Here is a 25,193-nt window from a genome sequence, read left to right on the forward strand (position 1 = left end):
TGCTAAAAATACCGGTATAAAGGTGGGATCCACCGTCGCTGAAGCTATGGTTGAACATAAATTTCCGGTATGTAAGATTAGACTCTCATATATCGCCGCATGAAGAAAAACCTCGTTATCAACAAAATCCCTGCACCTGTGGAATTTCCTTACGGCGGCGCAAAGGTAGGGAAAATTTATAAAAAAACACAGAGGAGTGGTGTATCATTGTGCGGAATCGTGCCGGCGAAGGATACATGAGCAATTTGGTTCGTAATTAATTGCCTGTCAATATAATTCGATCGTATAGGAGACTCTATGGCGTTGGTCATTGTCCATAGTCGTGCCGTCAAGACCGGTTGGCGCCAGGTTCCCACAGATTCCGCTGATCTTGTCCTCCCTACGGCTGTAATTAGCTGGAATAGGGACGCACCCATGTTAGAGGCGCAGATTGCGCAGATAACACCCGGCTGCCAGGAATTATCCGCGAAATCTGCGCCGTAAAATAAAAACCTGCACCCTGTTATCAGCACTTTCCTTTATCAGGAAAGGAAAATCTGCGGAATCTGCGGGAACATTACGCCAGTCGCGCATTACAACTAAGGAACAATTGTGCTTCACCCGCTATACAGCTCTTTCCAACTCTGAACTCGACGCCCTCAGCTCTTCCAGTTCCCTCAGATCACTCTCAAATCCTTCCCGCTTGTGATCCTTGAACGCCCCCAGCCTGAATGCAATAAAATAGATGCCTAAGGTGATCCCCAGGTTAATACCGGTTTCTGCCAGTGCCAGCCACTTATCCTTATGCTCCAGCTTATGTGGCAAAAAGGAAAAAATGGTCAGTGTGCCCGCGAAAAAGATGATCATCCCAAACCAACCGTTCCTCTTCCTGGTTTTCTCATACTCTTCGATCGTCCGCTTCAGAAATACACCAAGATTTTCTTTATTAAGGTTAACATCGAACTGACGCAGGCTTCTGTAAACCGAGCCTGTTGCGAGCAAGACCCCGGTCAGCAGCATGCCATAAGGGATATATTGGAGCGTATACCTGAAATCGAAAGGATTCCCGATCAGCAGGGCGATAAGGAATGCTGAGATCACCACCATTAAACCCAGCTGAACAAAGTTCTCTTTCCTGATCCTTGCCACTCTTGAGCGGGATCTTTCTTTTAATATCCCCATGATCATCTGCTGATTCAACTGCTGCGACAGTTCCAGTTTCCGATTATACTGCCCCCAGGCAGTCTTCATTTCTTCAATATTCATTGCTTTGTGTTTTTACGATTTTACTTAGCTTGTTTTTGATCCTGTTGATCCTCACGCCCACGTTACTGATGGAAATGCCCATGATAGCGCTGATCTCCTCATATGTCCTTTCATCGAGGTAAAACAGGATCACGGCTTTCTCCACTTCCGTCAGTTTATCAATGGCAAATCTTAAAATATTAGCATCATCCTGCGAGCCGACGTTACCCGCCATATCAGGGATCTCCACTGCAAGGGAAGAAAGTTCTTTGTTGACCGGTCTTTTTGATTCCTTCCGGAAATTGGAAATAGCTGTATTGAGCGCGATCCGGTAGATCCAGGTGGTGTTCGCAGCCTCCTGCCTGAAAGCTGGATAGGACTTCCAAAGCTGCAATACGATCTCCTGGAAAAGATCTTTCCGGCCTTCCTGGTCAGGGCAATACAAATTGCAAACCTTAAAGATCAGCATGCGGTGCTGATTGACCAGTTCAGTGAATTCATTCTCCATTCGATTGGCTTGGTTTTATACATTAGTCGCGGCAAGACGCCTTTTCTTACACTTCGTTGAAAATATTTTTCCTGGAACCTGTTTCAATGATGATCTGTGCAGTATCGCCTGGGGTGAAAGTACGTCCAGCACTTGCCCGGCTGCTGAAAAAAAGGGCGGGAAGCATCAAAACGTTTTGCGACCAGCTCAAAAGCCGCTGGTGAATCGCGATTTCTCCCTGGATTCTCCTCTTTGCCTTTCCGAAACCTTCGGTATTGGTCCCCGCCGGCCGGAGAAGCAAAGAGGTTCCACAAACTATTTAAACCGGATGCCTCTTACTTAAGGATTCCCACGAAAGTTCATCCGATGGCTTTTCGCAGATGACCGATCTTCATACAGGTCAACCCTTCATAACTTTATGTCAAGTTTATTTTACTTTTTATCCGCAATACTTTACTTTTATACAAAATTATCTCCATGACCCCCAGATTACTCCTTCCTAACCGCTTCAAACTCATTGGCTGGCTGATCGCCATTCCTGCCTTCGTCCTCATGATTTTTGTTCTGCATGGTGATTTTGCTTTCGGCTTCCTGAACTTCTCGCGTGGGAACACGGATAGCCTGCAGGTCCTGTTTGACAGCCCTACCCTCTTCAGCATCCGTACGAACAACTTCACCGACGAGCTTGGCGGCATCCTGCTGATCATCGGTCTTCTGATCATTGCTTTTTCCAGGGAAAAAGATGAGGATGAGCGGATCACCACCCTGCGCCTCGAGTCATTGCTTTGGGCGGTACTGATCAATTCGATCCTGCTGATACTTGCCCTGGTCTTTCTTTACAATGGCCTGTTCCTCCAGGTGATGTGCTACAATATATGCACTACCCTGATCCTGTTCGTGGCAAGATTCAACCTGAAATTGTCCATTGAAAGGAGAAACGCTAAAATAGCTGACCTATGAAAAACACGATCCGGATAGAAAGAGCGATCCTGAATATCACACAGGCAGAGCTTGCAGAGAAAGTAAGCGTGTCACGACAGACCATCAATGCTATCGAGTCACAGAAGTATGTGCCGTCAACGGTACTGGCGCTGAAGATCGCCCGTGTATTCGATAAAAAAGTGGATGAAATCTTCACCCTCGAAGAGAATGATTAAAGCCTTCCGCGGGAACGGAAGGCTTCGTCAGATACATCAATTCGCAGATGCACTAACATTTAAACCAATCAAATTTAAACAGAAAAAAATGAGACAGAAAAATCATACACGCCCGTTTGCTTTAATAGCAGGCGGGATCATCCTGCTTCTGACAGGTCTGATCGTATTAAGCGCATGTCAGAAAAATAAGGAAGCAGCATCTATCATTGTAAAAACAGATATGCAAAAGGCCGCGGACCTTTTACAGGGAAAAATAAATTGTGGCAAACTTGACCATGTAGCCAGTGAAGACAATGTTGCCTATCTCAGCTTCAGCGAAGGAAGCAAGGCGATCATTGTACAACTGATGCCAGGAGATAAAAATGTCAGCATTCCTTCTCTTGCCAATTCATGCATCATTACGTCTCATTATGGCGTGGTGATCAAAGATCCGGCAACAAATAGTGTATTGCTATTGCCGAGAGATGACCGGGAAAGTCAGCGGAGGTTTGCTGAGATCGAATTGCTATTCAATCAGCAAAAACTTACGGCAACTATAGGCGGTACAACGCTGATCAATTTTAGTTCATAGATCTATTCTGCGGGTTGATGAAAGCTGTCCGCTGCCTGGTGGACAGCTTTTGTTTTGAATCGGCAGTTACGACAACTGTCAATTGATCGCGGAGGTACTGGTGAATGGTGAGGCCTCTTTATTCAAACCACATTACCGCGGATTTTCTTTGGGAACACTGGCCTGGTACGAGATCAATGTAATTTCCCAAGGATACAGACAAATTAGCGAACATTTTATCCCCTGACAACAATAGAATTACGATTACCGGATCTGAAAGCTAAAAAATCCCCCGCAATAAATAATATTACACATAAAATAATTAATCTTAATGCTTAAGATTCTGCCAGTTGTTACCGGATTTTATCCTGTTCTCTCCATAATTTAACCCATAGAAATTTACTCTTATTTTTTGACTTATTTTCATTACTGCCGTTCACATTTTAATAACCAAAACGCACACATGAGAAAATTTTTATTGCTGTGCCTGAGCATTGCATTTTTTGCCATGTCAGGTTACAGCCAGGTCATGTCCATTTCCGGCAAGATCACCGATGACAAAGGTGAGCCGGTTCCATTCGCCTCCGTAATCATCAAAGGCAAAGAAAAGTCAGGCACTACCGCAGATGCTAAAGGCAGCTTTACCATTTCTGCCTCAAAAGGTGAAGTGTTGGTTATCACCGGGGTGAATTATCAATCAAAAGAGGTTACTATCTCCTCAGCATCGCCTCTCAGCATCACACTTTTCCTTACAACACAATCCCTGTCTGAAGTAGTTGTTACAGCCATGGGGATTAAGCGTTCTGAAAGAGCTCTTGGCTACACCGTTGCCAAAGTAGATCCTGAAGTGATGCTTCAAAAATCCGAGTCCAACGTTCTGAATACCCTTGCCGGTAAAGTTCCGGGTGTGGATATCAGGGCAGGACAAGGAGCTCCGGGCGCGGCTTCCCGCATTCAGATCAGGGGTGTGAACTCTTTCAACGGTTCTGAGCCGCTGATCGTCGTGGATGGTGTTCCTTACAGCAATCCGATCGTCAATACTTCAAATCCGTTCAGTGGTGGGGGTACATACGGTTCCGGTATTAACAACATCGATCCGAACGATATCGCTGATATCAGCGTATTGAAAGGTGCAGCTGCGGCCGCATTATATGGTGCGCGCGCGTCAGATGGGGTCTTGATGATCACTACAAAATCAGGTTCTCCGACGAAAGGTGCGAAGCCCCTCAATGTAACTTACAGAGGAGGTTATTCCATTGAAAAAGTAGCGAACATCCCTACTTTCCAGAATAGCTATGGAGCGGGTGCGAACTTCCGTACACAATCATCCAATGGTTCCTGGGGTGCGAAATTTGGCCAGGGAGTTATCTACAACGCAAGTGGTCAGGTAATAGGTATTTCAGCATCCGGCGTGGATTCCATACCTGCTACCACCTGGGCTACAATGTACAATGCGTGGCCAGAACTTTTCCCTAATGGCAGAGCAGCCTACAAGGCTTATCCGAACAACGTTGCAGACCTCTTCAAAACAGGCAACATGATGGAACATTCTTTAGGCATAAGCGGCAGCCAGGGAAGTTCTATGTTCAATGTTACCTTGTCCAGAACCGATCAGGATGGCTACATTACCAACTCTTCCTATAAGAAAAACAATATCAGTATAGGTGGCCAGACAGGAATCGGCAACCTGACGATCGGAGCAAATATGGCCTATACAAGATCGACCCAGGTGGGTGGTTTTATCGGCGCTGCACAAAACTTCATATCGCAGTGGGGCCGGACTTATACCATGGCCCGCAACTGGGACATCGTAGGCTACCCTTCCACTACAAGAGATGGAGCTACTCAGATCGGTTTCAATGATGGTCAGTATACTAACCCTGTCTGGGGTGCATACAACAACGTCATTACATCCGTTGATGATCGTATGGTTGCGAACTTCAGGGCTTCTTATAAATTCAATACATGGCTCAAAGCTGATATGAGCGCAGGTGTTAACAATTACAATCTGTTCAGGGATCAGATCATCGACAAATCTTCCTATGGAAGTGCAGATAACCTGCTCGGTACATTAACAGAAGTTGTCAACAGACAGCAGGAGATCAACGGAAAATTCATCTTCACGATCTCTCCAAAGATCTCGACTGATTTCAGCCTGACCGCGCACGTTGGTACTGAAATCTCTCATCGCGAATCCCGCAACCAGCAAGTGTACGGGGTTGACTTTGTTGTTCCGAAACTATTTAACCTCAGAAACACGCGCCGTCAGCAATTCGATTCGGACTCCAGGTCGAAACGCCGCCTGGCAGGCTTCTTCTCTGATGCAACGATTGGGTATAAGAACTATGCCTTCCTTACAGCGTCGATAAGAATGGATAATTCGTCTACGCTTCCGGTAAACGCTAACCAATACTTCTACCCTGCGGTCAGTGCATCGCTTGTGTGGACAGATATGCTTGGTATAAAAAGCGACTGGCTTGACTATGGCAAGATCCGCGGTGGTTTTGCACGTGTCGGTAAAGACGCAGGCCCTTATAGCATTGACCCTGTCTTCGGATTCAATGCATTGGGATTCCTCGGTCAGCCCTCTGCAACAAGAGGTGGTACTGCCTTCGACCCGAACCTGACACCTGAATTCAGTAATGAATTTGAAGTTGGTACAGAGGCAAGAATGTTCAAAGGAAGAATCGGCCTTGATGTAACCTACTACAATAAAACTTCTACAGACATCATCTACGGTATCGCACTTCCAAACACGACTGGTTATTCTACCTTCTATACCAATATCGGTAAGATCGAGAACAAAGGTTGGGAAATCGGACTTAATGCCACGCCTGTTTCTACACGTGACTTCAAATGGGATTTCCGTGGTGTGTTTACGCAAAACAAGAATACAGTACTTGAATTATATCCAGGTCTCATCCGCACTCAGTTGGGTGGATATAACTGGGCTGAAGCCGGTATGCCTTATGGATACCTGCGTGGTTCATTCTCTGCCCGCGCTGATGACGGCCAACTGCTGATCAATGCTACCTCAGGTATGCCATTTGCAGATCCTAACCCGGGTATGGTTGGCGATCCCAATCCTGACTTCAAATTCGGACTGACCAATACTTTCTCCTACAAAGGTTTGCACCTGAGTGCATTGTTTGATGCAACGATCGGTGGTGATTTTTACTCAGAAAGTATTAACGGTATGCTCGGTCGCGGTGTAACCAAAGACACAGAGAACCGTGAGAAAAACGCCGTAATTACGGGTATTTATGGTAACGCAACCCCTGTTACAGGAGCGGATGGTCTTAACCATTATGTTCCTATCGTAGATGCGAATGGTGCAACAATGCCGAACCAGACAAGGGTTACAACCAATGACCTGTTCTTCACTGCAGGTACTGGAGCGAGTTTTGCAACCAATGGTGCTTTCGAATATTCAGTGTTTGACGGAACGGTTTATCGCCTGAGAGAACTTTCTTTAGGTTACACCATTCCTGCTTCGATCTCAAAAAAGATCCACGCCTCTTCTATCACCCTTAGCCTTACCGGACGCAACCTATGGTTCCTCGCACCAAACGTTCCGAAGTATACCAACTTCGATCCTGACATGAACTCTGTTGTTGGTTCAAATACCCAGGGAGTTGAGACAGGTGGTGCGCCAAGCGCGAAAAGATATGGTATAAACCTAAATGTAAATTTCTAATCATCAACCAAAATTTTCCAGTATGAGAAGCAGATATAAAATATATGTTTTTACGCTGTTCGCCGCTTTTCTGATAGGGGTGAGTGGTTGTAAAAAGTTCATTGATGTCAACCAAAACCCTAATGATGCCACACCTCAGAATGTAACCCTGGCAATGATCCTCAGTGCTGCAGAACGTAATATCGGAGGAAGCTTCGCATTGGGTTCCGGTCTTGGCAATACGATGTCAGTATACACACACCAGATCACGGGCCGCGTCGGTGCCGACAGATACGGTGCGGGGGAGTCTGGCTGGAGCGGACTTTACAATGCAATCTCCAACCTGAACGTGATCATTACCCGTGCCACAAATGAAAACCTGTTTGTTTACAGAGGCATCGCCAAGATCATGAAAGCCTATACATACAGCATGATGGTGGACGTCTGGGGAGATATTCCATTTTCTGAGCATGATAAGTTTCTCGAAGGGATCAGACAGCCAAAGTTTGATAAAGGAAAAGATATCTATCCTCAATTGATCACTTTGCTTGAAGAAGGAATAGCGGATATTACCAACCCGGCTACCAATACGGTATTACCAGGAAATGATGACTACATCTATAAAGGCAATCGTACGAACTGGGTAAAAGCCGCTAATACGATCAAGCTTAAAATGTATACCCAGGTAAGACTGGTGCAGAATGTAAGCGCAGAAGTAACAGCATTATTAAGTTCTCCCGCTACCCTGATCAATTCACAGGCGGAGAGCTTCATGCTGCCATTCGGACCAATTGGTGCGACAGACGACAGACACCCTGCATTCGGAGACTACAATGCCACTCAACGCGGTGGCCAGCTCCCCAGCCCATGGTTATATGAAATCATGAAGGGCAGAAACCCTGATATCCTTACAGGTCTTCAGGATCCACGCGTCCCTTACTATATCTACAACCAGAAATCCCGCATTGGCGGATCAAATGGTGTACCTGAAAACTGTACAGACTACCGTGACGGTGGATTTATCACCATCATCTTCGGTTCCTCAGGTCCATGCCGTGACGGTTCAAACAGCCAGACCTATTCCCTGCTTGGCCTGTTTCCCGCCGGCGGTCGTTTTAATGACAGCGCCGCAATAGCAGTAAATACGATCGGACCACAAAGAGCCGGTACCGGTGCCCGTCCGCATGAATTCATCACCTATGCTGACCGCTTATTCCTTGAAGCAGAACTGCAACATGCAGGACTTGTAGCAGGAGATGCCCGCGCAACTTTCAGCAACGCACTTGATGCCAGCTTCCGCCACGTGGATGCTGTCGTAACAGCTGTTAACCCGGGTGCTGCAGGAGCTCCTCAGACTGTTCCGGTTATCTCGACCCTGCCAGCCACCATTACTTACAAAAGCGGTGTACTCGCCCAATACGATGCAGCAACCACTGCAAAAAAACTGGAACTGATCATGACCGAAAAATGGATCAACCGTATCGAAAATCCTGTTGATAACTACACTGACTACAGAAGGACTGGTTATCCTGTTCGTTTTGATCCGGCTCCCGTAGGTTCAACAACCAGTGTTGCACCTCCGGATGGGCCTGTGGTTACCGTTCTGAATGATCGCCTGTTTCCGTGGTCACTGCCATTCAGTGTAAACGAAATACAGTTGAATTCAAACGCTCCACCTCAGAAAGTACCTGAAACCTACAAAGTTTTCTGGCAACCTTAATTCGATTAACAAAAAACACAGATCATGAAATTCGGAAAAATAACTATAGTGACAGTATTGATGGTTACCTGTCTTTTGAGCCTCACCTCATGCTCAAAAGACGATGGAGCCATTCCTGAAAGAATAGGTATAGAAGACGTACCTGTTATTACGACCAATCTGGTAAAGAACAACGGTACACTCGATACTATCTTCCTGGCATCCCAGGCGGCGTATCAGGGACAAATTAAAATAGCCATGTACTTTCCCGGTCAACCAACTCCTTCTAAGATCGATGTAGTTGTGAGAAAGAATGCAGCTGCAACAAATGTCAAAGTTTTCCAGGCAGATGTTACTTCATATCCTGCAACTATAACAGTAACTGCGGCACAGATCAATACACTTTTCGCGCAAGCTCAACTCACCTCTGGTGATACGTATGATTTTGCTCCGGATATTTATGTTGGTCAAAAGAAATACCAGGCGTTCCCACTGGTCGGCCTCGGTAATGGACAAGGCGTTACAGGTATGAGCTCGATCGGCTTTGGTGAATACGTTCGCGTACGTATCAGACCATAGTCAGCTTATCGTCAATATTAAAAAAGCCAGGCCTTTACCAGCCTGGCTTTTTTAATATTGACGATAAGCCTCAGCATCAGGAGCCATAGGAGTATCGCAGAGGACGCAAAGTGAACGCAAAGAGCGCAGAGAATAAACCTTTGCTCTCTTTGCGTTCACTTTGCGTCCTCTGCGATACTCTTACGCCAGTTAAATTCTTAAAACCGCCGGTCATATAAAAGCAAAAAGCCGTTCGTTTTTTAACGAAACGGCTTCCGCTTTCGAAACAACTGCTAATTGCTATCTTCTTGTCCTGGTGAAAAATGTCAGTTCACCCATTGAAATAAATGTTCCCGTGCCCCAGCGTGACAATGCTTTGATACGAATGTATCTTGTCTTTGGGCCATTGGCGGGAAATACGAACTCCTGTCCCGCTGCCGCTGCGGCAACATCGGCCGCCGTGTTGGTGCCTGGCGCCAGTCCTGACGGTTTTACGCTCGTGCAGGTGGTCAGCAGTGTCCAGCTATCCCAGCTTCCGTTTGCTGCCGGAGCATCGCTACCCCAGACTTCGAATACTTTGGCTGCATCGGTGTTAAAGATCCGGTCACTCGGCATCCAGTAAATGATCCGGTTGATGGCTGAAGACTCTCCTGTATCAAAGGTGAATGATAGTGGCAATGCGGCTATAGCTGTTGCATAACCGGGAGCAGCATATGTTCCATCCCACAACTTCGGCATCGTCCAGGTTGCATACTGGCTCGCTCCGACATCACCCGGTAAAGAGTACTGCTTAAATCCGGTCTTTGCCAGCTGGCGCTCAAAGATCAGTTCGGCCAGTGTTGCTACGGAATATTCCGGCACTTTGAATGTATCATACGCATTTTCGTTAGGCTTATAAAATGATCTGTAACGAAGTTCACTGCCCGGTACATAATCATCCGGAATTCCGACCATGGTATCACGCGGGAACAGCGTCATTACCTTATCGCCCCCGGCCCGCAGCGTGTACACAAGTTCGGTACCCAGCTGTCCAAGATTGGAGTCGTTCCATTTCAGGATCAGGGAATCCACGTTTGCATTGGGGGTAATAGAACGCAGCGTTCTGTTGGCAAGTGAATTTACATAGTCATCATCATACGCTACGCCATTTGCATTTCTTACTACTGACGTATGGTTCTGCGCATCGAATGTGTAGATCGTGAAGTTATATCCGCCCGCACTGAGATTATTGATCAGGTAATTGATGGTATCGGAAGAAAGCGGACGCTGCACGGCGATCTCAACAGAATCCCGCTTATCATTCCAGAAAGCTTTGATCCTCGTTACCTGCGGATCCTTGCCTAAAACCAATTTCAGGTTGATCCGTTTATAACCGGATTGTGCGATAACGGTATCCAATGCACCGGCATAAATGATCTCTCCGCCGGCCATAAACTCTTCCTTGTATTCATCCATTTTGGAACAGGATAAAAATTGCACTGCTCCTGCAATGGTGATGAAAAGGATCGCTATATATTTTTGAAGTTTCATGATTGTTCTTTTTAAATGTTATCAGTTAGGATCGCCAAACATTTTTATTTCAAACACGTACACATAGTTTGTATTGCCCCAGTTCCGCAACGTCTTAAAGCGGATATGACGCACTTTCGGAGCATCAACCGGGAACGGAACAGTGATCCCTTCTTCTACAAAATTGATATCAGCCTGTGTAAGCGGAGTGCCTGCCGGGCTCCCTGATGGTTTTGGCATTGTATAAGAAGTCAGCAATTTCCAGGTATCATCAAAACTTCCATTAGGATTGGGAGATGTTGAGCCCCATATTTCGATGATCTGCGGACTGTGTTCATCATAGAACTTGGTACGATCAGGTTTCAGATAATACACCATGCGGCTAAGCTTTGCTTCTGCTCCCATGTCAAAGGTGAACCACTGGGGCATGCCGGTCCTTCCATCACTGTGATAATAAGAATTGATATCAAAACGGTTGTCAAACAAACCTGCAAATGTTCCGGAATATCCCAGCGCCGCATCAGTCGGCAATGAGTATGCCCTCATTTTCGTACGATCAAGCTGCACTTCATAGTACGGTGTTACCTTGATCATCGCCGTGTCTGATTTATTTCCCCATCTGTCACGGACAAATACGCCGAACTCCCTCTCGACCGCTGCGAATCCACGGGCAGAGAAACTTCCGGATCGCAAGTCTGTATAGTTAGTATATGTTGGAACAAAATTTCCCAGGGAATCATTTGTCAGCACAACATAAGCGAGACTCGCCTGCGTAAAGTTTTTGAAGTTCACGTTCAATCCACCAAAATCCGCAGCCATCGACAGGCTATCGAAAGCCAGTTGATAGATCGGCTTCAGTGGCTTTACCCTTACTTCGATTGGAGATGATGCATTCTCCCCTTTATCAACGGCATTCATCGTCACAACATATTCATCCATATCTGCAAAGCCTTCGAGCGAGATCTTATTTGAATAGCGGCTCACTTTATTCTCGCGAACGATTCCGTCCTTAGTTGTATACCTCGCTTTTACATATGCCAGATCAGGATCGGATGGTGGTGTGAAAGTAATTTCAACAGCACCATTCAGATTGTTGACAACCGGATTACTGACCGCACCGGGAGCCTGCCCGTCATTTTCTGAGGGACCCAGTTCGAGTTTCGTACAGGAACCGGCGGCTAACAACAGTAGCAGCAATGTTCCGGTTCCGTATATATAATGTTTGATTCTTTTCATTGTTTACATTTTTCAGTTGAGAGAATACCTGTGCCTACCAGCCTGTGTTCTGAACCAGATTCGTATTGATCTGAAGTTCTCCTTCGCTAAGGGGCCAGAGATAATCACGCGGTGCAACAAATGTTTGATTGAATTCAAGAATGCGCTGGTAATAATCTTCCGTTGTTTCGCGGGTGATATTCCAGGTATAGATAGGCGCATTCAGTTTCTCCTGTGCAGTTTTCCAGCGGCGGAGGTCCCAGAAACGGCTTCCTTCGAAAGCGAGTTCAATGCCACGCTCCTGCTGAATGATCTCTCTCAGACCGCTAATAGTGGTGTATTTTGTTGGCCTGTTAGAGAAGGTGCTCCATGCACTTTCCACAGAAGCCAGGCCGGCGCGTGCACGTACCTGGTTCAGGTAGGGTAATGCAGCCCCTGAATTTCCTGACTCATTCAATGCTTCCGCATACAACAGATAAAGATCTGCCAGGCGCATGACCGGCCATGCATAACGTTCAATTGAAACGTTCGTCGTTGTGAAGGCGAGCTTGGTGTTCACCAGCTTCTTGGTGTAATATCCGGTGATCGAGTACAGACGTGTATTCCGCTTGCCGGCAGATTGTAGTGCTTTTGCCTGAATGTTATAAGGAGCTTTCGCACTTGCATTATTGCTCATATACCATTTGGAACCATCAAATCCCATGTCTGCATAGAAACGCGCCTCGCGGTTGAAATGCAGTGCGGCTGTTGTGTAACCATTCTGGATGCAGCTATCCGTCGCCGTTGCCGTTTTTGTCTTGAAGCGATTGGCGTAATCCCATGTTCTGTCTTCACTGATCGGCACGCCGTTGTTCGTGTAGAACAGTTCCGCCATTTTAAATGTCGGCGCCAACTGACCTTTCAACTCAGCATTGAATACAGTTGGATCAAGCTGAGGGCAGGCGAATAACTGGATATTGAACGCGGATGATACAGAGCTCCCCCAGATGAGTTCACTGTTCCATCTCATTGAAACAGCATTCCGGACACTCAATTCGATTGTCGTATAGGGATCCTGTCCTACTACACTGCCTGCCGGCTGATAATACAGCTTCACACCCGCAGCTTCTGCGGCCTGTACAGCTATCCGGCATGCTTCTGCAGCTCTCTGCCATTTTGAGGCATCATAGGTTTGATTGAACAATACCTGTCCATCCTTATTCTGCAGGTTACGGTAGTCGGTATTGCCATTGAACAAGGGGCTTGCCGCCGTTACCAGCAATCTTGCCTTGATCGAAAGGGCGGTAACTTTTGTGATCCGGCCGAGCTCATCGGTCTGGTTCAGAATACGTGAAGGCAACCCTTCGTATTCACCACCGGACGCGGCTTCATCCAACAGACCTGCTATGTAGTTCACCACGCTGTCAACTGGCTGACGTTTTACTTTCACCTGCTCCACACTTACTTCAACGGGGAGATTCTGATCAACAATAGGAATAGGACCATACATCCGGAACAGATACCAGTGATAATATGCCTTCAGGAAAGTCACTTCTTTGATCCATCTCACGCGAACGATCTCATCGAGGTCACGCACCTGCCCGATCTTCTCCAGGAAAATATTGCAATCGCGGATGCCCTGCCACATAGAACGGCCATCGAAACCATTCCAGTAGTTCATATACACATTCGATCTGTTCTGCTGACCGCGCGCGATCCTGTACGGATCTTTGTAATAGAAGTCGAGCACCGGTTCCCAGTACAACCAGAGTTCGTCGCCGGCATTAAAACCGGGATTGCTGTCCGGCTCACCTTCTCTCGGTAAGAAAGAGAAACAGGTGAACAGGAATTTCTCCGCTTCTATCGCGTTGGAGAAAGCGTGATCAATATTGGGGATATTGTCCGGGACGATATCAAGGAATTCCTTCTTGCAGGAATTGAATAAAACAATGGCGGCTAACAGCGTGGCCGCTATTTGTGTTGCAGCAAGAAACCGGACCTGCTGAATCTTTTTATATAAGTACATAAAGCTCTTTTTCATTTTTTTAGATTTCTAATCTCACACCCATGTTGAATACTTTCTGAACCGGATAGCCAAGGCCATTACTTCCCTGCTCAGGATCCCACAGATCGAAGGAAGAGACCTTGAACAGATTGTTCGCATTCAGATAGATCCGCAAACCGGAGATCTTTACTCTCTTTAATGCTCGTTCGCCAAGATTGTATCCAAGCTCTACCTGCTTCAGGCGCATAAATGCTCCGTTCCTTAACCACCAGGTGGAAGGCTGCGTATTGTTTGCATTCACTGTCGGGCTTAAACGTGGCCAGAAAGCATAGATATTGCGATTATCTTCCGACCAGTGGTCCTGTGCGATCACGTCCAGCAAACCATTCTGATTGCTTCCGTTCAATACGAACGGTGTGATATCTGCCGGGTTGATATAGATGGATGTTCTTCCCGCACCCTGGAAGAATGCGCTCAGATCAAAGTTTTTATATCCCGCGGAAAAACCAAACCCAAAGATGATCTCCGGACTGGTCGGGTGACCAAGACCATTCACGCGATCAAGATTAGTGATCATACCATCACCATTCAGATCACGATATTTGATATCACCTCCTCTTACTTCTCCAAACACCTGTGTAGGAGAATTGCGTACATCTTCATCATCCACGAATAAACGCTCTGCGATCAGACCGGTATTCATTTGCAGCGGATGGCCAAGACGCGACAGATAATATTCATTCAATGCATATTCAGGCTCTTCATTCTTTGTCAGGCGACTGGCTGCATATGTAAAGGTTCCCCTTGCACTCATCCAGAAATCCTTGAAAGTCTTATTGTAGTCAACAGCGATATCGATCCCTTTTGAAGAAGCGGCGCCAACATTATCACTGATCCCGGCCGTCAATCCCATGGTGGCGGGAATGAATGCCCGTGGCATCAGGATATTCGTGCGGTCCTTCTTAAATACTTCCACGACCATGTTCAGTGAATTGAACAGTGTCAGGTCCATTCCGATATTTGTTTCCTTTGATTTCTCCCAGGTGATCTGTTCGTTCGCATAACGGTTGAACTGAACACCGTTTCTTGTATAGCCCCAATTCTCTCCAAACGTTGCACCGCGCGTCGGGTTGTTCAATGTTACATCAGACAGATAGAAAAAGCGGTCCTGTGTATAACCGATCTGATCATTTCCTACAAGACCATGCGTGGCACGAAGTTTCATGCTTGTCACAACATCCTGCAGGGGTTCAAAGAATTTCTCTCGACTGATCACCCAGCCCACACCAACGGAAGGGAAGAAACCAAAGCGGTTATTTTTTGCAAAACGCTCGGAACCATTGTAACCGAAGTTGGCTTCAAACAGGTAACGGGAGCCATAGTCATAAGTGAATCTTCCTGACACACCAAGGTTACGTGCAGGCAATGAAGTCTGCAGCGTAGCGGCGCTTCCGTTCAGATGATTACGGATGATGCCGATCAGCATACCGCTGACATTATGTTCCGAAGCGATCGTCTTGCGATAGTTCAACGCCGCCTCCAAATAGCTGGTGGTATTTACCACTTTCCCGCTTTGATCCGGGTTATAAGTAAGATACTCCGTTGCAGCAGTCGGGTTCAGCAATGAAAGTTTATAACCTTTCGGGTTATCATTTGTTGGATTAGCTGAGTAATAGAAAGGTGTATATTGCCTTGACAGATCAAAGTAAGTATACCGTTTGGAGTAAGCCATCACGCGGCCCTTCAATCCCTGCGTGATGAATTTGAAATCCTGCTGGATCTCCAGTTGCACGTTCAAGGTTGAGGTATTGTAATGCTGGAAGCCAGATACCATCCGTGCGTAAGGGTTATTGTAAAAGGTATTGCTGGACTGCGAGATCAGCGCGTTACCAAACAGCGGGTGATTATCAAACGGTGAATCAGAAGGGTCAAATACCGCAGGGAACAGAACCGGGTTTGCGCGAAGAACGTTGCCGAATACAACCGCACCGCCGTTGATCCGGTTGCCGTTTCCATCGAATCCGCCGATCGGCCCGCTGTAATCATCAAAGTTGCCTGAAGTTCTGACAATGCCTATAGTGGTCGGAGTAAGGTTTACGGTTACGTTTGATCTGATCTCGTAGCTTTTCAGCTTGATGTTATTGCTGAAACTGTTCTTTCCATTGTCTTTCAAGACGCCGTTATCCTGGTTATACGTACCAGCGATATAATACTGCGCGCCTTTACCACCACCGGAGAGGTTGAAGTTCACCCGATGGTTCATCGTATAATCTTTGATCAGCAATCCCATCCAGTCGTTATTAGGATAGAGCAATGGGTTATCGCCGGCAATGGTATGATCGATCTTATTCTCACTATATGGCAGCGCTTCTCTCGGGTTACGTGTAAGCACTGCTTCGTTGGCTAATCTCATATAAGTGATATTATCAGCCATTCTGAAGTTATCAGTGTTGGTGGAAAGTGAATTTTCCAGTCGAACGTTGAACTTTGTTTTACCTGCCACACCGGATTTTGTGGTCACGAGGATCACACCGTTCGCACCACGTGCACCATATAAGGATGAAGCAGCTGCATCCTTCAGTACGGAGAACGCAGCGATATCATCCGGCTGTAAACGCGCGAGGGAGTTTGGTGTTGATTCCATACCATCAATGAGGATATATGGATCGAGTTTACCTGCACCAAAAGACGTGATACCGCGGATAAAAAAGGACGCATTATCAGCACCTGGTTCACCGCTTCGCTGATAGGAAACCACACCGGCCAGTTTTCCCGCAAGCATAGTAGTGAGGTTACTGGTTGGACCTTTCAGTTCTTTCGGACTGATGGTGGTGATCGAGCTGACCATGCTTTCTTTTCTTTGCTGGCCGAATGCGACAACGACAACCTCATTCATGGCATTGCTTTCTTTCGGAAGCAGCACGATATCCATTGTTTTTTTGTTGGCGATGCTGACATCCTGCAGGATATATCCAACAAAAGAAACGATCAATCTGGCACTGTCTTCAACGCGCGAAAGCTGGAATTCTCCTTTTTCATCGGTAGAAACGCTTTGAGCTGTACCTTTTACGTTGACCGTCGCTCCGGCCATTGGCAGTCCGGCTTCATTCAGTACCCGGCCGAAGAAGTTGATCTTTCCGGCTTCATCGATCTTCGGAGGATCCGTTTTCTTTGAATAGATCACTACTGATTTCTTTACTACCCTGAAACCGAGGTTTGTTCCGGCAAGCGAGGCAGTAATAGCTTCTTCGAGACTGGCGTCAGTGATGCTTACGGTGACGCGGATCGCATCAGCATCTATTGGCCCTTCAAACGAGAAATCATAGCCGGATTGTTTACGGATCTCTTTCAGCACGTTCGACAGTGGTTCGTCCCTTACGTTCAGCGTAATTAATGCGGGTTTAGGTGAAATAACGATGGTGTTGTGAAGGATCTTGAAGTCGATCGGCTGATTTTTCAATGCCTGCGCCAGGAAATCTTTCAATGGCATATTGCTGGCACGGACGGAAACAGGCTTTGCATGATCAAGGGAGGAATGCAGTGACAGGACGGTGTATCCGGTCTGATTCCTGATCTCTGCAAAGAGCTGTTTCAACGGAATTTTTTTCCCGGAAAAAGTGACGGTTTGTGTCAGACCGGTTGCATGCACGTTGAGCATGAATACCGTAAGCAGGATAGCAGTTAGCTTCATTACCAAGAAGATTTTGCGGCCCCGGGAGCGTACGCGGTTCTTTCCCTGTCGGCATGCGACATCTCCAGGGAACCAGCGAACTGGTCTCCCGGGCCCATTAGCAGTTTTTTGCATAAATTCGATGCAGTTTGGTTTAAATAAATAATAGGTATCAACAGCCTTTATCAACAAACCAGATCTCGCCGGAGGTGGTTACGACACTTCCGGTTTTTCCGGTTTGGAACAGTTTGGTTTGGGAGGTGAAAAGTTTTAAAGTTTAATAGTTTAAATGTTTAATAGTTTAATAGTTTTAGGGGTTCGGGTGTGTTAGACATATACCAGGATGATGAACATTTAAACTTTTAAACTCTTAAACTTTTAAACTCTTAAACTCTTAAACTTTTCACCTCTTAAACTTCTCACGGTAACACCGTCAGCCTTCTTCCTTCCACTTTGAAATGCAGATCCAGTTCTTTCAACAGGTCAAGTACTGCTTCGAGGTTCAGGTCCCTTCTGATCTCTCCGGCAAGTGTTATCTGCTGCAGTTCAGTGTGCTTTACTTCTTTATCATACACCACGTCTATATCATACCACCGTGAAAATTGTGTCATGGCGTCTTTCAGCGTCACACCTTCGAGATGGAAAAAGCCATTTCTCCAGGCCATCACTTTATCAATATCCGCCTTATCCAATGCGATATCGCGGGCGTTTGTGTTGGAGGGAATACTTGCCTGCTGACCGGGCTTTAATAAAGCGGTTCTCTCCTCCTCATGCGTATTAGCATGCAGGCGCATGGACCCTTCCAGCAATGTTGCCTGGATGTTTTTCTCTTCCGTGTAGGCGTTCACATTGAAGCTTGTTCCCAGCACTTCGATAGCAGATTGATTGGGGAGCGTAACGAAGAAAGGTTTTGTCTTGTCTTTCGCCACTTCGAAGTATGCTTCACCCGTGATCTCTACCCTCCTTTCCTTACCGGTAAAAGCTGTGGGAAATTTAAGTGAGCTGGCAGCATTCAACCATACACGGGTACCATCGGGGAGAGTAATATTGAATTGCCTTCCTTTGGGGGTAGACATAATATTAATGGCAGGTTCACTGGCGGCATTTTCCTTATCATACACCAGTTCCCCGTTCTTTAACAGTACGTCAGTGCCTTGCTGAACGGCCACTACACCATCTGCAAGGCTATCCAATACAACCTGCGAACCATCAGCCAGGGTTAAGATTGCACCGTCCCTGCCCGGCTGTATAGTCACATTTGCCTGCGGGTTGCTGCGTTGTATACTATGGTTAACGAACCAATAGCCACCGAGGCTAAGCAATAGCAATACGGAGGCAGCAGCAGCCCAACGCCAGATCAAACGGTAGCGTGGAGGTTGTTCTTCTTCCTGCGAATCCATATCGGCATTAGCACCGGCAACGCCTTCAAGGATGGCGGAAACGATGGAATCTGCATTGGTTTCCGGAAGCGGCAGCAATTCTTTTTTCTGGATAAAAGCCTGTCTTAAGGCTGAGAGAGAATCTTCGGTAAGGTTTGCATCATTGAGCAAAGCAGTAAGCTCCGCCCTTTCGGCGTCTGTAGCAGTTTGCTCCAGGCACTTGTTGATTAGTTCGGTTAGTCTGGTCATCTTTCACAAGACAGCACCAAACAAGTCTTTGGGGGGGATGTTTCAGAAAAAAATTTTCAATACGAGGAATAGCGCCAGGCCGGAGTGGCCTTCAAGATAGGCAAGGACGAAGGCTCTTACGTTCTTAAGCGCAAGTTCAAAATGATATTTAACGGTTTCGGTAGAGATCTGCAGACGCTCGGCCACCTCCGTTCGTTTCAGGCCCTGCTCCCTGATCAGCTCCCAGGTTTCCCGCTGACGCCCGCTTAGCGAACAAACAGCTTTCCTGACGATAGCCTGGTATTGTTTTGCATCCAGCAAGGATTCCCCGGAAGGCACATGGTCATCAGGTAAAAGAGAAGCGGACGCAAGTTGAAGCGAGCGATGACGCGCGGCATCCTGAATGGCATTAAGAGACAGACGGCCAGCCATGGTATATAACCAACCGCCAAAGTTTATGACGGAAGGCAACTCCGCCCTTTTTGTCCAGACTTTGATAAAACAATCAAGCAGAACCTCTTCGGCCATCCAGTCAAGTAAAGTAATGCGGTAAATGGTGGTGTAGATATTATCGCGGTAGCGATCAAACAGCATCCGGAAGGCCTGCTCATCCCCGGTACTGACACGGTGTATCAGTACATTTTCAGGTACATCATTATAAGCAGTGCCCGCCATTTTTGGACAGTTTGTTAGTTAGGTAATACTGCCACAATATAACAAAAAGCCTCAAAAAAGGTCAGGTGGGGTAAATTTACGGGTACGTAGCTCGTAATTTTTGTATGGCGTGGGAGTATCGCAGAGAACGCAAAGAGTCGCAAAGGTCGCTAAGAAATTCTTTGCGCACTTAGCGCCCCTTTGCGTCCTCTGCGATACTCCCACGCCAGGCAAATCAAAGCTTATTCAGCACCGGGATTAATAGTATCTGTTCGTTTTGATCAGATACGCCTTCAGCAATGCCGGTTGATCTGTCTGAACAATATTCGCTCCTTTATTCAACACCTCTTCAAATGCTGCCGGATTTCCCCCTGCTGCTTTCTGATCTACTTCATCCAGCGCATTGATCCAAACTCTTGCACCACTCTTCTTAATGAACGAGATCACGTCCGCATTATGATGAGAAAGATCGATATGCACCGCCTCGGTAGGAACGCGACGGACGCGGCAATACGCCATCAAGCTATCAAGAAATTATTCGGTCATATAAAAGGAAAAATCTGGGTACACGGCAGCCTGAAGCGGGAGATTTAAAGGGGGCCTTCCAGCGGCCGGGAAGGAGTCGTCACCGGGAAAAAAGCGATCGCATCATATGCTGCTACAAGATTTACCAACTCCAAACTTCTCTCTGATCCCGGATCACCACCACCGTAATTATCCGATGGCAGCAAGCGATTCAAAAAGGCCGGCGCATCTTTCGAACAGATCAGAAACGGTTTCGAAGAGATCCTTTTCAATTGAAATGACATCGTCGACTGACCTGCAGCAGAAAGGCTGATCTCTTTATAAACTCTTTTCTTTTGCGGTTCACTGAAATAATTCACTAAGAAAGACCCGTGGTCAAATTCAAACCCGATAATATAAACGGAATCGTGAAGCTTTTGCCGGAGATAGAATCCCATAGCTTTTACATCCGGCCGGCTTGCGTCTTTCCATCTATTCCCAAAAAAAGAAGGATCCATATTGACGTGTGCATTATGCGCCCAAACAAAAGCCTTTTCCCTCCCTTTGAGAGAAAGAAGGTTCTCGGCCATGTGGAGATCGCGCACTTTATATACGTCAACGGCATCTTTAAAGTAGAAAGAAAGATTTTGCACTATAATGCGCAGAATAAAAACAGCACAACTATCCGATACCTTTGAAGCAAAGGAGCTTACCAAACCGGAACACGCATCACGTTGTTCCATCGTTTTTATCGAATCATGAATGGATACAATGTTTTTCCATTCATCAGCAAGCGCCGGCTGTTGTTCACTGATATAGGAAGACAGATGCGGTATTCCGAGGAAAATGCCATTTCCCGGATCGATCCCGATAAAACTCAATACAGGCTTATTCTTTTTAATATTATAGGTACGCATCCACAATATCAGATCCAGCACCTCTTCCGTTTTCCAGGGCCACAACATCATCTTCGCCAGCAGGTGAGCAGGGTCCCCTTTTCCGGTTTTGATATAGTGATCTATCGGAAGACATTCGATATAGTTTGCTTCCAGTGCAAAAACAGTAAATCCTTTTTCCGCTACCAGGTATCTGAACATCCGTTTCTTTAACTCGAAGAATTCATGTGTACCATGCGTTGCTTCGCCCATCGCAACGACAGTCTTTCCATCAAGCTTCGAAGAAAACGACTCAGTAAAATATTCATCATCCAGCATAAAGATGTTCGCCTTTGAATATTGCGCGATAACAGTCGGCGACAAGAGTAAGAAAAGCACTGAAAAAGAAAACAGAATAAAGTTTTGCCGGATCATTTATTTGCGATTTAACAATCCTGAAAAATAGGGCAATACAAAAGGCAAATAGAAAGAAAGGGCTGAATTGACATATTTATCAGGTCAACTGCCTGAATCCACCTTCCTGTTGAAATGAAAAAGCGCCGGAATTGGTCCGGCGCTGGTAGTGATAATATATCGGTTACGGCGTTTCATAAGTTCCATCCGCTATAGTTCTTAATGCAATCTGTGATCCCGCCAATTGTTTATTCAAACTGATCCTCTATGAAATAACTCCTTTGCACCAGAACTATAGCGGATGGAACCTATGAACCTATGAAACCTTAACAAATGAACTCTATTTTTTCACATCAACTCTCGGAGGCATTAATTTATAGATCACCGGAGTGACGATCCTTGACAAAAGGGTTGAGCTGATCAGACCTCCTATCATGACGATCGCAAGCGGAGAGATCAGCGGGTTGCTGGATAGTGCAATTGGCAACAATCCGCCTATTGCAGTCAGCGTGGTCAGAATGATCGGCAGAAAACGCTTCTCCCCCGCCTCTTCGATTGCCTGCAGCAATTCCATTCCTTCCTCGCGCAAATGATTCGTAAAATCAACCAGCAGGATTGTATTCTTCACTTCGATCCCCGCCAGTGCAACGATCCCGATAGTTGCAACAAATGAAAGAGAATTTCCCGTAACCAGCAACGCAAGTACTGCCCCAACAATTCCCAGGGGAATAACCGACAGAACGATCAGCGTGCTCTTGAATGTCTTGAACTGTAGTACCAATACTGCAATGAACATGAACACGGTGAACAGGATAATACTGCCGAACCCTCCAAAGGATTCATTCCTGCCTTCTACTTCTCCGCCCATCTCATAGCTGTAACCCGGAGGTAGTTTCATATTATCCATTTGGCCGATCACATCCTGGATGACCTTATCATTCAGATAACCTTTCTTTACAAATGCATTTACGGTAACCGTCCTTGTTTTGTTAAAGTGATTAATGCTCAACGGTGATGTTTCAAACCGGATATCTGCGAGTTGTGAAAGCGGGATTGCTTTTCCCTCATTGTTGTTTACATAAAGGTTATTGAACACCTTCAGGTCAGGGTAGGACGGCCTGGGCACACTCAGCACTATATCATAATCATCCCCTTCTTCATCAGGATCAGTAAATGTTCCAACAGGGAAGCCGGCAACAGCCATTCTCACCGTTCGTCCTATATTCACTGTAGGTACTCCCAGCTGCTGCGCTTTGTCTTTATTAATATCAATGCGGATATCAGATTTCAGATTTCGTATCGGATTGTTCACATAGATCGCACCCTCAGTTTTCTTCAGCATATCTTCCACCCTGGCGGCAAGTACACGCAGGGTATCAAGGTTATCTCCAGCTACCCGAACTTCAACCGGTGAGATCATCGGCTGGCCCTGTTCGAAATTCTTTACCTCCACCTGTGCACCAGGATATGGTGTCCATTGCGAACGCAATTGTTCAATGATCTCCAGCTTACGTTCAGGATTTGTATCAGGGTCAAGTTGTACAAAGATCTCGGCAAAATCAGTCCGTTCATTCTGCTGGTTTACATTATAATAAACACGAGGGTTTCCTTTACCGATATTGGTGGAATAATACTTCACTTCCGGAACCTGTGCCAGCTCTTTTTCCACTCTTTTAGCGATCGTATCTGTATAATAAATGTTCGACTGCAATGGCGCCGTAATATCGATCATAAATTGCGGCTTCTCGGAAGAAGGAAATAAGCTTGATCCGATCACGGGGATCAATGCGAGTGAACCGGCAAAGATCACAACAGCAATGATGATGGCCGTCCATGGACGCTTCAGGGCTTTATCAAGCAATACTGCATAGCTGCCATGTATCAGTTTCTGAAGTCCGCGCAGAAAAATATTTCCATGTTCATCCGCATGCGGCTTCAGTATCCTGCTGGAAAGAAACGGAACGATCGTCAATGCCACGATCAATGAACCAAGTATTGTACTGATCACAGAGATCGGAAGACTTCTGATAAACTCACCGGATGCTTCCGGCATAAAAGCCAGCGGCATAAATGCGATGATCAGCGTGGCTGTACAACCCAAGACCGCTTTACCGATCTGGTTCGTCGCTTTGATCGTTGCATTTAACCGGGAATGGCCTTCACGCATCCATCGCTCGATATTTTCAACCACAACGATACTATCATCTACGAGCAAACCAAGCGCTACAACCAAACCCACAATACTCAGCTGGTTCAGATTATACCCCATCAGGTTGATCAGGATAATGCCGATACCCAGCGAAAGAGGGATAGAGATCATTACTACCAATGAAGCTCTTAAACCAAGTGGCAGCAGAGTGATCAGCACAAGCCCGATCGCGATCAGGAAATCAAAACCCAGTGTACTTAAGCGGTGATTCACATTATCCGCCTGGTCAAACTGCACCTGGAGATCTATATTACCCGGTAATGTTTTTTTGAACTTTTCTATCACGGGAAGATACTGCTCCTGTATCGCTGAAATATTCTCGCCTTTCTTTAATGCCGCCATCACAAATACGGAGCGATGTCCATTGAGCCGGGCAATATGCGTCGGCGCAGAATAGTCAAAGTACACGTTCGCCACGTCACGCAGAAAGATATTATTACCGTTCACGCTGGCGACCACCGTATTCTTGATCTCTTCTATATTCTGATAATTACCATTCGTTTTTATATTGAACGATTTACTCCCTTCATTCACACTACCACCGGGAATATTAGCGATCTCACTCTGCAGTGCATTTCCAATAAGCGTTACAGGAATATGTAGTTGTGAAAGTTTATCGAGTTGCGCATCCACTTTGATCACCGGATCGGGTAATCCCTGGATCTCTACGTTCTTTAAAGCAGCGATCTTCTCCAGTTCGTCCTGCAGGTCCTCGGCGGCTTTCCTGAGCTTATCCCTTGAAGCGTTCTCAGAAACCAGTGACATCTGGAGAATGTTCACGTTTGACGGATCGATCTTCTGAACGTCTATCAGGTAGATATCCTGCGGAAGTTGCCCGCGAAGGCTATTGACTTCCCGCACCAGCTCCTGGTATTTATCATCTACGTTTACACGAAAGCGGTATTCTACGGCCAGTACAGCCAGCCCGTCCCGGATAGAAGTTTTGATCCGTTTGATATCATCGAGACCATAGATCTGCTTCTCCATTTTTTTCACCACGAGTTCTTCCATGTCTTTAGGGCTTGTACCCGGATACACCACTACAACAGGAAATATGGGAGCGTTGAGCTCGGGATCTTCAGAGCGCGGCATATTCAACACTGTTGATACACCTATAGCGATCACCATCAGCACCATGATCAGGGTGAACTGATAGTTTTTTATTGAGTATTCGGAAATCTTCATGCTAAGAGTTTGAAGG

General features: G+C 46.3%; 17 protein-coding genes. 6 read left to right on the forward strand and 11 right to left on the reverse strand.

The window, feature by feature from the left end:
• Positions 1-603: 603 nt before the first annotated feature.
• Complete coding sequence (locus tag LZZ85_RS11695; protein WP_237871844.1) at positions 604-1,245, reverse strand: hypothetical protein; 642 nt, start codon at positions 1,243-1,245, stop codon at positions 604-606.
• Positions 1,235-1,732, reverse strand: a complete 498-nt coding sequence (locus tag LZZ85_RS11700; protein WP_237871846.1) for an RNA polymerase sigma factor — start codon at positions 1,730-1,732, stop codon at positions 1,235-1,237. The genes LZZ85_RS11695 and LZZ85_RS11700 overlap by 11 nt, the downstream gene beginning before the upstream one ends.
• A 456-nt stretch (positions 1,733-2,188) precedes the next feature.
• Here LZZ85_RS11700 and LZZ85_RS11705 point away from each other — a divergent pair, with 456 nt between their 5' ends.
• The 6 genes from LZZ85_RS11705 (at position 2,189) to LZZ85_RS11730 (ending at position 9,372) form a co-directional block, all read left to right on the forward strand.
• Positions 2,189-2,671 carry a hypothetical protein gene (locus tag LZZ85_RS11705; RefSeq protein WP_237871848.1) on the forward strand — a complete coding sequence of 161 codons (483 nt, stop codon included), beginning with the start codon at positions 2,189-2,191 and terminating at the stop codon, positions 2,669-2,671.
• Positions 2,668-2,868, forward strand: a complete 201-nt coding sequence (locus LZZ85_RS11710; protein WP_237871850.1) for a helix-turn-helix transcriptional regulator — start codon at positions 2,668-2,670, stop codon at positions 2,866-2,868. The genes LZZ85_RS11705 and LZZ85_RS11710 overlap by 4 nt, the downstream gene beginning before the upstream one ends.
• An 88-nt stretch (positions 2,869-2,956) precedes the next feature.
• Positions 2,957-3,439 (forward strand): hypothetical protein, encoded by a 483-nt coding sequence (locus LZZ85_RS11715; protein ID WP_237871852.1) that lies wholly within the window; start codon positions 2,957-2,959, stop codon positions 3,437-3,439.
• Positions 3,440-3,881: 442 nt separating this feature from the next.
• Positions 3,882-7,115 (forward strand): SusC/RagA family TonB-linked outer membrane protein, encoded by a 3,234-nt coding sequence (locus LZZ85_RS11720; protein ID WP_237871854.1) that lies wholly within the window; start codon positions 3,882-3,884, stop codon positions 7,113-7,115.
• Positions 7,116-7,137: 22 nt separating this feature from the next.
• A complete protein-coding gene (locus LZZ85_RS11725) occupies positions 7,138-8,814 on the forward strand; it encodes a SusD/RagB family nutrient-binding outer membrane lipoprotein (protein ID WP_237871856.1) in 1,677 nt (558 codons plus the stop codon).
• Positions 8,815-8,838: 24 nt separating this feature from the next.
• Positions 8,839-9,372, forward strand: coding sequence for a hypothetical protein (locus LZZ85_RS11730; protein WP_237871858.1), 534 nt, complete (start codon positions 8,839-8,841; stop codon positions 9,370-9,372).
• Between the two features lie 279 nt (positions 9,373-9,651).
• On the opposite strand, the gene LZZ85_RS11735 is transcribed toward LZZ85_RS11730, so the two are convergent.
• The 9 genes from LZZ85_RS11735 to LZZ85_RS11775 all read right to left on the reverse strand — a co-directional run bounded on the left by LZZ85_RS11735 (position 9,652) and on the right by LZZ85_RS11775 (position 25,177).
• On the reverse strand, positions 9,652-10,881 hold the full coding sequence (locus LZZ85_RS11735) for a DUF4998 domain-containing protein (protein ID WP_237871860.1): 1,230 nt from the start codon (positions 10,879-10,881) through the stop codon (positions 9,652-9,654).
• A 21-nt stretch (positions 10,882-10,902) separates the two neighbouring features.
• A complete protein-coding gene (locus tag LZZ85_RS11740) occupies positions 10,903-12,096 on the reverse strand; it encodes a DUF5000 domain-containing lipoprotein (RefSeq protein ID WP_237871862.1) in 1,194 nt (397 codons plus the stop codon).
• Between the two features lie 34 nt (positions 12,097-12,130).
• Positions 12,131-14,095 carry a RagB/SusD family nutrient uptake outer membrane protein gene (locus LZZ85_RS11745; RefSeq protein ID WP_237871864.1) on the reverse strand — a complete coding sequence of 655 codons (1,965 nt, stop codon included), beginning with the start codon at positions 14,093-14,095 and terminating at the stop codon, positions 12,131-12,133.
• Between the two features lie 4 nt (positions 14,096-14,099).
• Positions 14,100-17,750, reverse strand: a complete 3,651-nt coding sequence (locus tag LZZ85_RS11750) for a TonB-dependent receptor (RefSeq protein ID WP_237871866.1) — start codon at positions 17,748-17,750, stop codon at positions 14,100-14,102.
• Between the two features lie 398 nt (positions 17,751-18,148).
• A complete protein-coding gene (locus LZZ85_RS11755; RefSeq protein ID WP_237871868.1) occupies positions 18,149-19,357 on the reverse strand; it encodes a FecR family protein in 1,209 nt (402 codons plus the stop codon).
• Between the two features lie 42 nt (positions 19,358-19,399).
• Positions 19,400-20,011, reverse strand: coding sequence for an RNA polymerase sigma factor (locus LZZ85_RS11760; protein WP_237871870.1), 612 nt, complete (start codon positions 20,009-20,011; stop codon positions 19,400-19,402).
• Between the two features lie 237 nt (positions 20,012-20,248).
• Positions 20,249-20,509, reverse strand: coding sequence for a DUF4996 domain-containing protein (locus LZZ85_RS11765; RefSeq protein WP_237871872.1), 261 nt, complete (start codon positions 20,507-20,509; stop codon positions 20,249-20,251).
• Between the two features lie 71 nt (positions 20,510-20,580).
• Entirely contained in the window at positions 20,581-21,804 is a 1,224-nt protein-coding gene (locus LZZ85_RS11770) for an erythromycin esterase family protein (RefSeq protein WP_237871874.1), read from the reverse strand.
• A gap of 319 nt (positions 21,805-22,123) precedes the next feature.
• Complete coding sequence (locus LZZ85_RS11775) at positions 22,124-25,177, reverse strand: efflux RND transporter permease subunit (RefSeq protein WP_237871876.1); 3,054 nt, start codon at positions 25,175-25,177, stop codon at positions 22,124-22,126.
• Between the last annotated feature and the right edge of the window lie 16 nt (positions 25,178-25,193).

Origin of the sequence: Terrimonas ginsenosidimutans, from assembly GCF_022012415.1 — a bacterium.
In the GTDB taxonomy this organism is placed as follows: domain Bacteria; phylum Bacteroidota; class Bacteroidia; order Chitinophagales; family Chitinophagaceae; genus Terrimonas_A; species Terrimonas_A ginsenosidimutans.